This is a genomic window from Mycobacterium sp. 1081908.1, assembly GCF_001673535.1.
Lineage (GTDB): Bacteria > Actinomycetota > Actinomycetes > Mycobacteriales > Mycobacteriaceae > Mycobacterium.
The window spans coordinates 1-12,787 of the sequence record NZ_LZLY01000113.1; the positions used below are offsets into that span (position 1 = coordinate 1).

The 12,787-nt window shown below is 67.5% G+C and carries 9 protein-coding genes; 3 read left to right on the forward strand and 6 right to left on the reverse strand.

What is annotated here, in order from left to right:
* The 5 genes from A5655_RS18040 to A5655_RS18060 form a co-directional block, all read right to left on the reverse strand.
* Positions 1 to 889 (reverse strand): alpha-amylase family glycosyl hydrolase (locus tag A5655_RS18040; RefSeq protein ID WP_255362010.1); only part of this gene is annotated, 889 nt, incomplete at its 3' end.
* Between the two features lie 3 nt (positions 890 to 892).
* Positions 893 to 3,106, reverse strand: a complete 2,214-nt coding sequence (glgX, locus tag A5655_RS18045; RefSeq protein ID WP_067012247.1) for a glycogen debranching protein GlgX — start codon at positions 3,104 to 3,106, stop codon at positions 893 to 895.
* Between the two features lie 36 nt (positions 3,107 to 3,142).
* Positions 3,143 to 5,305 carry an acyltransferase family protein gene (locus A5655_RS18050; protein WP_067012249.1) on the reverse strand — a complete coding sequence of 721 codons (2,163 nt, stop codon included), beginning with the start codon at positions 5,303 to 5,305 and terminating at the stop codon, positions 3,143 to 3,145.
* A 98-nt stretch (positions 5,306 to 5,403) separates the two neighbouring features.
* A complete protein-coding gene (ripD, locus tag A5655_RS18055; RefSeq protein WP_067012251.1) occupies positions 5,404 to 6,171 on the reverse strand; it encodes an NlpC/P60 family peptidoglycan-binding protein RipD in 768 nt (255 codons plus the stop codon).
* Between the two features lie 339 nt (positions 6,172 to 6,510).
* The gene (locus A5655_RS18060; RefSeq protein ID WP_067012277.1) at positions 6,511 to 6,948 is read right to left on the reverse strand and encodes a hypothetical protein; all 438 of its coding nucleotides are present in this window, start codon (positions 6,946 to 6,948) and stop codon (positions 6,511 to 6,513) included.
* 63 nt (positions 6,949 to 7,011) lie between these two features.
* Between A5655_RS18060 and A5655_RS18065 the strand changes: the two genes are divergently transcribed.
* The 3 genes from A5655_RS18065 (at position 7,012) to A5655_RS18075 (ending at position 9,792) form a co-directional block, all read left to right on the forward strand.
* Positions 7,012 to 8,316, forward strand: a complete 1,305-nt coding sequence (locus A5655_RS18065) for an adenosylmethionine--8-amino-7-oxononanoate transaminase (protein WP_067012253.1) — start codon at positions 7,012 to 7,014, stop codon at positions 8,314 to 8,316.
* Positions 8,317 to 8,427: 111 nt separating this feature from the next.
* The gene (locus tag A5655_RS18070; RefSeq protein WP_067012280.1) at positions 8,428 to 8,898 is read left to right on the forward strand and encodes a hypothetical protein; all 471 of its coding nucleotides are present in this window, start codon (positions 8,428 to 8,430) and stop codon (positions 8,896 to 8,898) included.
* A gap of 357 nt (positions 8,899 to 9,255) precedes the next feature.
* Positions 9,256 to 9,792 (forward strand): PE family protein, encoded by a 537-nt coding sequence (locus A5655_RS18075; protein WP_067012255.1) that lies wholly within the window; start codon positions 9,256 to 9,258, stop codon positions 9,790 to 9,792.
* 25 nt (positions 9,793 to 9,817) lie between these two features.
* Here the strand turns inward: A5655_RS18075 and A5655_RS18080 are convergent, their stop codons facing one another.
* Complete coding sequence (locus A5655_RS18080; protein WP_067012257.1) at positions 9,818 to 12,733, reverse strand: RND family transporter; 2,916 nt, start codon at positions 12,731 to 12,733, stop codon at positions 9,818 to 9,820.
* Positions 12,734 to 12,787 lie beyond the last annotated feature (54 nt).

The window sequence follows — 12,787 nt, forward strand, 5'->3', positions numbered from 1 at the left end:
GCAGGAAGACCGCGCGGTGTTCGACGCCAGCCACGCCGAAGTCGCCCGCTGGTTCGGCGAGGGACTCGTCGACGGCGTGCGCATCGACCACCCCGACGGATTGTCCGATCCCTGCGGATATCTGGCGCGGCTGCGCGAGCTTCTCGGGCCCGACGCGTGGATCGCGATCGAGAAGATCCTCGCCGTCGACGAGTCCCTCGCCGAACCAGCGGGCGACTTCGGCGTGGCTGGCGTCGAACACCGCGCGGTCTTCCTGCCGCAGCCCGGCCAGCGAGGTGATCGAGAAGAAGCGCCGGTAGCCGCAGACCCCGTTTCGCCAGCCCACCAACCGGTAGTGCTGGCGGTCGTGGACGTCCGGGCCGCTTCCCTGCCCGGTGCCCGGGGCGATGGGCAGCGCCAGGTCGCCCAGCCGCAGCCGGTCGCCGTCGACTTTCAGGTCGGCCGCGTCGTCGTCGGAACCCAATATCGGCAGCACAATTCGGCCGTCCTCGTCGAGGTCCCAGTCGATGTCGAAGAACGCCGCGTACCGCGATTCCCGGCCGTGCCGCAGCACGTCCCACCACCACGCGTTCTGCTCGGGGTCGTCGATGCCCACGTGGTTGGGGACGATGTCGACGATCAGGCCCATGCCGCGCGCCCGGGCCGCCGCGGACAAGCGCGCCAGGCCGGCGGGGCCGCCCAACTCCGGCGAGACGGTCGTGGGATCGGTGACGTCGTAGCCGTGGTTCGACCCCCGGGCGGCGGTCAGCAGGGGGGAGAGGTAGACGTGGGTCACCCCGAGGTCGTCGAGGTAATCCAGCAGGCCCTCGGCGTCGGCGAAGGTGAACCCGAACCCGCTGGACTCACCACGCAGCTGCAGCCGGTAGGTGGACAGGACGGGTAAAGCCATGCGTCACAAGGTCTTACGAAGTATCAGCAGCGAACGCGAGGGCAGCGAGACCTTCTCCTCGGCGTTCACCACCTGGTCCGCCTCCCCGGCGGGGTGGTTGGTGTCCAGCTCGACCGTCCACTCCTGGGCGTAGTCGTCGGGCGGCATCACGAACTCCACCGGGTCCTCGCCGGCGTTGAAGCACAACAGGAATGAGTCGTCGACCACCCGCTCGCCGCGGGCGTTCGGTGCGGTGATGGCGTCGCCGTTGAGAAACACCGCTACGCACTTGTGAATGCTCTCGCCCCAGTCCTCGTGCGTCATCTCGCGGCTACTCGGGTTCAGCCAGGCGATGTCGCGGACCTCGTCGCCGCTGCGGATCGGCTCGCCCTCGAAGAACCGGCGCCGGCGAAACACCGGATGGTTCTTGCGCAGGGTGGTCACCTTGCGCGCGAAAGCCAGCAGATCCGAGTTCTTTTCGACCAATGACCAGTCCATCCAGGACAATTCGGAGTCCTGGCAGTAGACGTTGTTGTTGCCGCTCTGGGTGCGGCCGAACTCGTCGCCGTGCGCGATCATCGGCGTGCCCTGGCTGACCAGAAGCGTCGCCCAGAAGTTGCGCATCTGGCGGCGGCGCAGCTCCAGGATGTCCGGGTCGTCGGTGGGGCCTTCGACGCCACAGTTCCACGACCGGTTGTGGCTCTCGCCGTCGCGGTTGTCCTCGCCGTTGGCCATGTTGTGCTTGTCGTTGTAGGACACCAGGTCGTTGAGCGTGAAGCCGTCGTGGGCGGTGACGAAATTGATGCTGGCGCTGGGACGCCGGCCCGTCACCTCGTAGAGGTCCGACGAGCCGGTCAGCCGGGAGGCGAACTCGCCCAGGGTCGCGGGTTCTCCCCGCCAGTAGTCGCGCACAGTATCGCGATACTTCCCGTTCCACTCGGTCCACAAACCCGGGAAGTTTCCGACCTGGTAGCCGCCCTCGCCGACGTCCCACGGCTCGGCGATCAACTTGACCTGGCTGATCACCGGATCCTGCTGCACCAGGTCGAAGAACGCGCTCAGGCGATCGACGTCGTGCAGCTCGCGGGCCAGCGTGGCGGCCAGGTCGAAGCGGAACCCGTCGACGTGCATCTCGAGCACCCAGTAGCGCAGCGAGTCCATGATCAGCTGCAGCACGTGCGGGTGGCGGGGGTTGAGGCTGTTGCCGGTGCCGGTGTAGTCCTTGTACAACCGCAGGTCCGTGTCGACCAGCCGGTAGTAGGCCGCGTTGTCGATGCCGCGGAAGTTGATCGTCGGGCCCAGGTGATTGCCCTCGGCGGTGTGGTTGTACACCACGTCGAGGATGACCTCGATGCCGGCCTCGTGGAAGCTGCGCACCATGGATTTGAACTCGGCGACGCTGGCCGTGCGGTTGGCCGCGTATTGGTTGTGCGGGGCGAAGAAGCCAAAGGTGTTGTAGCCCCAGTAATTTCGCAGCCCCAGATCCAGGAGTCGCTGGTCGTGCATGAACTGGTGAACGGGCATCAGCTCGATCGCGGTCACGTTGAGCGACTTGAGGTGGTCGATGACCACCGGGTGGGCCAGCCCGGCGTAGGTGCCCCGAAGCTGCTCGGGGACGCCGGGATGGGCCTGCGTCATGCCCTTGACGTGGGCCTCGTAGATGACGGTCTCGTGGTACGGGGTGAGCGGGGCCCGGTCGGAGCCCCAGTCGAAGAACGGGTTGCTCACCACGCTGGTCATGGTGTGGCCGAGCGAATCCACCATGGGCGGAGTCCCGGGGTCGAGCCCGTCGGCGTTCGGGCCGTTCGGGTTGACGGCCTTCAGGTCGTAGGAGAACAGCGCCTGGCCGAAGTCGAAGTCGCCGTGGAACGCCTTGCCGTAGGGATCCAACAGCAGCTTGCTGGGGTCACACCGGTGCCCGGCCGCCGGGTCGAAGGGGCCGTGGACGCGAAAGCCGTAGCGCTGCCCCGGGACGATGTTCGGCAGATAGGCGTGCCAGACGAACCCGTCGACCTCATCCAGCGGGATGCGCGATTCGCTGCCGTCGTCGTCGATCAGACACAATTCGACCTTGTCGGCGATCTCGGAGAACAGCGAAAAGTTGGTGCCCGCCCCGTCATAGGAGGCGCCGAGCGGGTAAGGGTTTCCCGGCCAGACGGTGGCCAGTCGGGGCTGGGCCCGGCCGGCGTCGTGCACGCCGGCGGCGCCTTCGTCCGGGCCTGGATTGTTCGACGGCATCATCCGACCTTATCCGCGCCCGCGCGGCGCGGCCCGTTACCACCAACCGGTGCCGGCCCCGATCTGGCGGCCCAGCTCGTCGGTCATCGTTCGCACGTAGGTGGGCGACAGGTGGTGCGCACCGTGGTAGATCAGCACGTTTCCCTCGACGGGGCGGCAGACGTCGGCGCGGCAGATCGCGTCCGACATGTCGAGGACCTTCAGCAACGGGAACTGTGTGACGAAGTCGAGCGTCTGGTTGCGATCGGACAGCACGTCGGAGCGCTTGACGGCGCACGAGTCGGGGCTGCCGCCCTTCTTGGCCAGGCAGTCCGCGGGGTCGAACGGCTTGCCGTTCTTGACCAGCCAGGGGGTGTCCCGCATGCCGAGAATGGGAATGTTGTTGTCCGACAACGCTTGCCAGATGCCGATGTAGGTCGCCGGCATCACGTCGCCGCTCTTGATGTTCCACGGCCGGGTCGTCGTGGTGAACACGTAGTCCGGCCGGTCGGTGACGAGTTTGCTCATGGTCCGCTGCACCCATTCGCGGCACTGCATGTACGGGGCGTTGTTGCCCATGATCAGCGGGACTTCCTCGGTGGACAACGGGCAGCCCATCTTGAGGTAGGTCACCACCTTGAAGTGGTGCAGGCGGCCGAGCAGGTCCAGCGCGGGCAGCCAGTGCTCCGCGTGCGACCCGCCGGCCAGGGCGATGCTGCGGGTGGCCTCGACGTCGCCGTAGGTGCAGTTGACCAGCGCGGGGTTGACGAAGTCGCTGATGCACCCGTCCCGGGTCGAAATCGGCAGGTCGTCCTTGACCTCCAGCACGCTGGGCCGCATCGGCAGCGCCGGGACCCGCACGTGTTCGGTGAGGGCGCGCGCGCCCGGGTAGTCCTGCGGGTTGAGGACGCTGAGCTCCTTGCCCGCGGCGCGCAACACCGTGACGTGCTGACGCCAGGTGAACGACGTGGCGGTGAGCGTGACGGCCAGCAGCACCACCATCGATCCCAGCGCCATCGTCGGCCGGCGCAGTCGCAGCGACCAGGGGACCGCCGGGATCTTCGGCATGGGCGCGGGGGAGGCGGCGCCGGCGGCTGTCCGGTAACGCAGCGGGTCCTCGACGAGCCGGGTGGTCAGGTAGGCCAGGGCCCCGGAGACCAGCAGCACCGCCGCGCCGTCGACGAAGCCGGCGTGGCGGTGGCCGCTGTAGGACAGCCAGAAGATGAGCAGCGGCCAGTGCCACAGGTACAGCGAGTAGGCCATCGTGCCCAGCGCCACCAGCGGCCCCGCCGCCAGGACCCGGTTCGGCAGGGGCAGGCGGCCGTCGGCGCCGGCCCGCAGGTTGGCCCCCGCCAGGATCATCAGCACGGTGGCCCCGACCGGGACCAGCGCCCAGGGGCCGGGGAATTCCTTGACGCCGTCGATCAGGGCCCCGCACGACACGATCGCCGCCAGCGCCACGGTGGCCAGGGCCGTGCGCAGCCACATCGGCCAGCGGACGTGGGGCACGACGGCGCCGATGAGGGCGCCCAGCAGCAACTCCCAGGCCCGCGCGAAGCTGTTGTAGTAGGCGATCGCCTGGTCGTCCTGGTGGGCGATGACCGCGTAGACGAACGAGGCCGCCGTCAGCGCCCCGAGCAGCACCAGGAACACCGCGCGCAGGTGGGCACGCAGCCGGCCCCGCAACGCGTAGGCGCACCCGGCGACCAGCGCCAGCAAGGCGACGTAGAACTGGCCCTGCACCGACATGGACCAGATGTGCTGCAGCGGGGTGACGGCCTCACCCGCCCGCAGGTAGTCCGCCGCGGTGCTGGCCAGTTCCCAGTTCTGGTAGTAGCCGAGGCTGGCCAGGCTCTGGTCGGCGAAGGTCTCCCAGCGGGTTTCCGGTTGGACCAGGACGGTCAGCAGCCCGCAGCCGGCCAGGACGACGACCAGGGCGGGAAGCAGGCGGCGGACCAGCCGGGTCACCTCGGCCACCGGCGACAGCGAAAGGTCCGGGTTGAGGGCGGCCCGCAGGATCTTTCCGCCGAAGAAGAACCCGGACAACGCCAGAAACACGTCCACGCCGCCGGAAACCCGCCCGAACCAGACGTGGAAGACGGCGACCAGCGCGATCGCGATGCCGCGCAGGCCGTCGAGGTCGTAGCGATAGAACCCGGCCGCGCGCGCCGGCACCGGTTCGGCGGCAACCGGGGGACGAGGCGGCGACAGGGTCTGCATGGTCAACCGCCAACTTAACCGAAAACCGCCACCCGCTCCTGCCGGCCGGCCTTCCGGCGAGCCAGCTCAGGGGAGCAAGTGGCGGCTGTTCGGCGGGGCTACCGCGTGATGCCGTAGGGCTGTTGCAGCGGCGCCTGCGTCGGCTGCTGCAGCAGGGGGAGCTGCTGCACCGGCGCCTGCTGGACCTGCTGCTGCAACGGGGCCTGGGCCGGAACCTGCTGCAGCGGCGCCTGTTGCGTGGGCACCTGCTGGACCGGCGTCTGCTGCAGGGGCGCCTGTTGGGTCGGGACCTGCTGGACCGGCGCCTGCTGCAGGGGCGCCTGCTGCGTGGGCACCTGCTGCAGCGGCGCCTGCTGGAACGGCGTCTGCTGGGCCCCGAGAACCCGGACCAGGTATGGCGTCATGCCGTTGGCGCGCACCGGCGATACCTGGACCACGTCGCCGACCTCGAGCATCTGGTTGTTGCCGAGGTACATCGCGACGCTTTCCGTGCCACCGGGACCGTAGAAGATCAGGTCGCCACGCTGGGCCTGCTGCGGCAGCACCTTCTGACCGAGCCGGTACATCTCACCGGAGGACCGCGGCAGCTTGATCCCCGCGCCGGCATACGCGTACTGCATCAGGCCCGACGCGTCGAAACCGACGGTCATGGCGCCGGTGCCCTTGCCGCGCGAGGGGCCGGTGATGCCGCCGCCGGCCCAGGAGAACGGCACGCCGCGCTGCGAAAGACCGCGCATGACGACGACGTCGGTGGCCTGCTGGTAGTCCATCGAACGGGTGCCGGGGTCGGCGGTCGCGATGCTGGCGGTGGCCAACGGGGCCACCAGCATCGCGAGCCCGATCGCGAAGCCGAAGATGCGTTTCATGGGGTTCCCACCTTCTTGGGTCCGGGCCTCCGTCGCGGTGACTTCGCGCGTCGGCCGCTACTGCAGGAGGCGAAGGCCGCCCCGTCGGGGCCCCACGCCGCTGCATGACGCTTGGCGATGAACCCGGTCGGCCTACCCGGATTCACACCAGTCACTAGAGACACTTTTACAACAGAAGTTGCCGGCGGAAAATGCCTGGTGAGCTCCACGAAGGATTCTTTGTCGTAACGTGACCGGACGGTGACTGGCGGGCCTAATTCCGTGTCCGCAGTTGTGATTTGGGTCTCAGTGACGCCGTCGCGCCGAAACCGACGTCGGGGCGCTACCGCGGCCGCGCCGTCACAGCCAATACCGCTCGCTGAAGGTGGTCAGGATGAAGCCGGCCGCGGAGGCGACCAGGAGCAGAACGAGAGAAAGCACCGGCCAGAACGACATGTACCAGCCCTTCAGGAGGGAAACGAACGGGCCGATTCCGGCAGCGGTGATCGCCGCGCCGATGCCGCCCCATACCACCGGGTGAATGTAGTAATCGATCCCGAAGGGGACCGGCCCGCAGGTGTCCCCCTCGCACAGCCTCCCGAGGTAGCCGAACAGCCGCGCCGGCCAGTCCGTCGCCGTGGCGAGGACCAGCAGCAGCACCAAAAGCGTGACGGTGCAGATGACGTCCCACGCCACTATCCGCAGGCGAAGCACCCGGGGTGCCTCGTGGTCGGAGCGCGGCGGGGCGGCGACGTGGTCACCGGGGCCGGGGTCGTCGGGCTGGTGCGGCGAAGCCATGGCCATAGATGGTCCCCGATGGCCGCGAATTGCGCGAACCGGCTGCCTCTACGCTCGATCTCTATGCCTGCCGCCAGAGCCGGGCTCACGCCCGAGCAGATCAGCGCGATCGACGCGGCGCACCTGTGGCATCCCTACAGCACGATCGGCAGCGAATCGGTGGCGCCCGTCGTGGCCGTCGCCGCCCGGGGCGCCTGGCTGACGCTGGTCCGCGACGGCCGGCCCGTCGAGGCGCTCGACGCGATGAGCTCCTGGTGGACCGCGATCCACGGGCACGGCCACCCCGGGCTGGACGCCGCGCTGACCGCGCAGCTGGCCACGATGAACCACGTCATGTTCGGGGGACTGACCCACGAGCCCGCGGCCCGGCTGGCGCGGCTGCTGGTGGAGATCACGCCGGCGGGGCTGGAGACCGTGTTCTTCAGCGACTCGGGGTCGGTCTCGGTGGAGGTCGCGGTGAAGATGGCGCTGCAGTACTGGCGCGGCCGCGGCCGGCCCGCCAAGCACCGGCTGATGACCTGGCGCGGCGGCTACCACGGCGACACCTTTACCCCGATGAGCGTCTGTGACCCCGACGGCGGCATGCACTCGCTGTGGTCCGACGTGCTCGTCCCGCAGGTGTTCGCCCCGCAGGTGCCCCGCGACTACGACCCCGCCTACGCGGCGGCGTTCGAGGCGCAACTGTCGCGGCACGCCCCCGAACTGGCCGCCGTGATCGTGGAGCCCGTCGTGCAGGGGGCGGGCGGGATGCGCTTCCACGACCCGGCCTATCTGCGGGACCTGCGCGAAACATGCAGCCGGCACGACGTGCTGCTGATCTTCGATGAGATCGCAACCGGGTTCGGGCGCACCGGTGAGCTGTTCGCCGCCGACCACGCCGGGGTGAGCCCGGACATCATGTGCGTCGGCAAGGCGCTCACGGGCGGGTACCTCAGCCTTGCCGCCACCCTGTGCACCACCGAGCTGGCGCACACCATCAGCTCGGGGGAGGCGGGGGCGCTGATGCACGGGCCCACGTTCATGGCCAACCCGCTGGCCTGCGCGGTGTCGGTGGCCAGCGTGGAGCTGCTGCTCGGCCAGGACTGGCGATCCACGGTGGCCGGGATAGCCGCCGGGCTGGCCGAGGGGCTCGAACCGGCCCGGGGGCTGCCCGGCGTGGTCGATGTGCGGGTGCGCGGGGCCATCGGGGTCATCGAATGCGACCGGCCCGTCGACCTGGCCGTCGCCACGCCGGCGGCGCTGGACCACGGGGTGTGGCTGCGCCCCTTCCGCAACCTGGTCTACGCGATGCCGCCGTACGTCTGCTCCGGCGCGGAGATCGCGCAGATCACGTCGGCGATGGTCGAGGTCGCGCGACTGGTGGGCTGAGCCGCGCCGTCCGCTCCGGCCCAGGAGCTCAGGGAATTCTCAGCAGATTCTTCGGCCGCGGCTAGCTCGGCTCAAAGGATCCACAAAGCCGCCGGCCGCATGATCAACCTCATGATGAGTCAGTCGCTCTGCGCCAAGATGATCGAACGCTACGTACGCACCTGCGGACTGCAGTTCCTCAAGGGCGAGCACGATGGCGAATACTTCTGTGTCGCCAACGCCGATGGCGGGCGGCTGCACATCCACCTCGAGATCGCACCGTCGTTCGGCGACATGCTGGTCATCGGGGTCGCTCCCGCGTACTCCTTCCGCGCCGCCGACCGCCCGTGGCTGACCCGGTTAGCTGACACCTGGAACCGGCGGAACCGCAAAGTCACCGCGATCCTGCACGGTTGCTCCGACCCGCAGCGCGTCGGTCTGGTGGCCCGCAGATCGCGGTGGATCCAGGACGGCATCTCGTTCGAGGATTTCGCCTCCTTCGTCGATCGCACCATCGCGGAGGCCGTCGATCTGTTTGCTGAGGCGACGGTGGTTGTCGGGTTGCCCTCGACCGCGCAGCCCATGCTGCGCGACGCCAGCTGAGATTCCGGCCCGTAGCACCGAGCGCAATCCCGCCATCCGTGGCCGGCCGGGGAGCCCGACCGTCGACGATGAAGTACCGGCCAATCGAAGCCGGCCGGGACGGTTTCGGGAGCGACTCCATCCGCGCGCCCCGGTGGCGACCTGAGAACCCGGAGACCGCATGGTTTTGGGGCCTCTCCCAATAGGTCGGAAGCCGCGCTAGCAGCCAGTTTGAGGGGCCGCAAACTTTTGTTTTCAGGGATCGGCCGAAGCTGCAGCGCGCCGTTGTACTTGTGTGTAATCTCCGTGACGGGCGTGATCCAGTCGTGATTCTTGCTTTGCCGCTGGGTCGTGTCGGTGACCGGCTGGAGGATAGATATGTCGTATGTGATGGCGACGCCGGAGTTGATGGCGGCCGCGGCGACGGATTTGGCTGCTATTGGCTCGACGCTCCGCGCGGCACACCTGACGGCGGCGGCCCCGACCGTCGGGGTGATACCCGCGGCCGCCGATGAGGTGTCGGCCGCCGTCGCGCAAGTGTTCTCCCAGGCCGCCCAGAGCTTCCAGGGACTGGTCGGGAAGGCGTCGACGTTCGGTGAGCAATTCGCGCAGCAGCTGACCGGGGGCGCGGGCGCCTATGCCGCCGCCGAGGCCGTCAACGCCGCGTCGGTGGCGTTCGACCCGAACTCGATCATCCAGGAGCTCATCGACGCGCCGGCCAGCCTCCTGTCGACGTTCAACAGTCTCTACAACAGCGCGTCGGGCGTCTTGAAGTTCATGCTGAGCTTCCTCGAACTACCGGTCTATATCGGCTACGAGGCACTGGTTCTGACGTATTTGACGCTGGCCGGATTGATCGCCCTGGAGCAGACCTTGGCCAAATTCCTGACCGGCGCACCGATTCCGATTCCGTAATTTTCGGGCGCTGTCCGCCCGCCGCCTAGACGGTCAGCCGGGGGAGTTCGACCGTGGCCGGGTCGTCGTCGCGGCGCTCCTCGTGCAGCAGCAGGGACCGCACCACCGCGCGCGGCGCCTCGGACCGCAGCATGAAGCTGGCGGGACGCGGCCGGACCGTCTGCGGCCACCAGAACCAGCGCCCGAGCAGCGCGGCGATGGACGGCGTCATGAACGAGCGCACGACCAACGTGTCGAACAACAGACCCAGGCCGATCGTGGTACCCAGCTGGCCGATGATCCGCAAGTCGCTGAAGATCATCGAGGCCATCGTGAAGGCGAACACCAGGCCGGCGTTCGTCACGACCTTCCCGGTGCCACCCATGGCGCGGATGATGCCGGTGTTGATGCCGGCGGCTATTTCCTCTTTCATGCGGGCCACCAGCAGCAGGTTGTAGTCGGATCCGACCGCCAAAAGGACGATCACCGACATCGGCAGCACCATCCAGTGCAATTTGACGCCCAGCACGTACTGCCACACCAAAACCGACAGCCCGAACGAGGCGCCCAAAGAAAGCACCACCGTGCCGACGATAACCAGGGCGGCGACAAAACTGCGGGTCAGGGCGAGCATGATGACGAAAATCAGGCAGAGCGCGCCGACGAGGGCGATCCACAGGTCGTATTTGGAGCCGTCGTCGAAGTCTTTATAGGTCGCCGCCGCGCCGGCGATGGAAATCTTGGCGCTGGCCAGCGGGGTGGTCTTGAGCGCTTCTTCGACCGCCGTCCTGATCGGATCGATCCGCGCGATGCCCTCGGGTGTCGCGGCGTCGCCCCGGTGCGAAATGATGAACCGGGCCGCCTTCCCGTCCGGCGACACGAAGGAAGCCATCGCGCGCTGGAAGTCCTGGTTCTGGAAGACATCCGGTGGGAGGAAGAACGAGTCGTCGTTCTTGGAGGCGTCGAACGCCTGGCCCATTTCCGTCGCGCTTTTACTCGCGTCGTCCAGCTGACCGAGAAGCCCCGACGTGGTGCTGTGGTTGGTCAACAGCGTCACGCGCGTGGCCTCCGCGATCGCGATCAGCGGGGGAGTCAGCAGGAGCAGCTGGCCCGCCAGCTCGTCCGCCGTCTCCGCGTCCTTGACGACCATGTGCAATCTGTCGCTGAGCGCATCGACGCTGTCGAATAGCTGAAATATCGACCGTATCGCGAAACATATCGGGATATCGAAGCAGTGCTTTTCCCAGTAGAAGTAACTCCGAATCGGCCTGAAGAAGTCGTCGAAGTCCGCGACGTGGCCTTCAAGCTCGTCCACGATGCTTTCCATCTCTTTCGCCACACCGACCGTCTCGTGAGCGACGGCGGTGAGCTGCTTCTGCAATTCGTACAGATGCTTCAGTATCGCGATCTGTTTAGCGAGGGAGTCGGCCTCCGCGAGCATGTCATTCATGCGGGCCTTCATGAATTGCATGTTTTGCATCATGGACGAGTTTTGGAGGCTGATCAGGAAAGGTATCGAGGTGTGTTCGATCGGTGTTCCCTCGGGCCTGGTTATGCCCTGCACGCGAGAAATTCCTGGCACCCGAAAAATCGCCTTGGCTATTTTGTGCAGCACCAGAAAGTCCGCTGGATTTCGCATGTCGTGGTCGGCTTGAATCATTAGAATTTCGGGCAACATTCGCGATTGCGAGAAATGGCGATCGGCGGCCGCGTACCCCAAATTCGCCGGGAGGTCCTTGGGTAGGTATGACCGGTCGTCGTAGCTGGTTTTGTAGCCCGGCAGCGTCACCAGACCGACGAGGGCGACCGCCAACGTCGCGACGAGAATCGGCGCGGGCCAGCGGACGATCGCCGTGCCGATGCCGCGCCATCGTTTTTGCGCGATCCTGCGCTTGGGGTCGCACAGCCCGAAGCGACTTCCGGCGGTCAGGACCGCCGGAACCAGCGTGACCGCCACCGCGACCGCCACCAGCATGCCCACGGCGCAGGGCACGCCGATGGTCTGGAAAATCGGCATCCGGGTGAAGCTCAGGCACAACATCGCCCCGGCGATCGTCAAGCCGGAACCCAGGACGACGGGAGCGACGCCCCGGTAGGTGATGTAGTAGGCAGTTTCGGGATCCTCGCCGGCCTGGCGGGCCTCCTGATAACGACCGAAGAAGAAGATCCCGTAGTCGGTCCCGGCCGCCATGGCGAGGGCCACCAGCAGATTGATGGCAAACGTCGAGAGCACGACCAGGTTGTGGTCGCCGAGAAACGCGATGATCCCTCGGGCCGAACCCACTTCGACCCCGACCCCGATCACCACGAGGATCACCGTGGTGACCGAACGGTAGACGAGTAGCAGGACGACGAAGATGATCGCCCCCGCTATCAGGGTCATCTTCAGCAGGGAGTCGTTGCCGCTGCGCACCATGTCCGGGATGAGCGCCGCCGGGCCGGTGAGGTGGGCCTCGACACCGGGCGGCGGCGGCGTCTGCTTGATGATCTGCCGGACCGCCGTGACGGATTCCTGCGCCAGGGTGGTGCCCTGGTTGCCGGCCAGATTCAGCTGCACGTATGCGGCCTTGCCGTCGGGACTTTCCACGCCGGACGCCGTGAGTCGGTCTCCCCACAAATCCTGCACGTGCTCGACATGCCGCGGGTCGCTTCTCAGCTCACGAACCAATTCCCGGTAATACGTGTGCGCGTCGTCGCCGAGGGGTTTCTGCCCCTCCAGCACGATCATCGCGAAGCTGTCCGAATCGGACTCCTTGAAGGCCTTGCCCATGCTCGTCATGGCCCGCACCGACGGCGCGTCTTGGGGAGCCAGCGGCACGGAATGCTCCTCGCCGACCCGCTCCAAAGGAGGAACCCCGAACGTCACAAGCGCCGTCAACGCCACCCACGCCAGAATGACGACGAGCGAAAGCCTGCGGATGATCCGCGCGAAGAAGGGCGGCCGAGGCGGTTCGGTGCTCATGCGGCCTTCAAGGCGCAGACGGTGCGGGCGGACGCGCGGTGCACGTCGACGCGG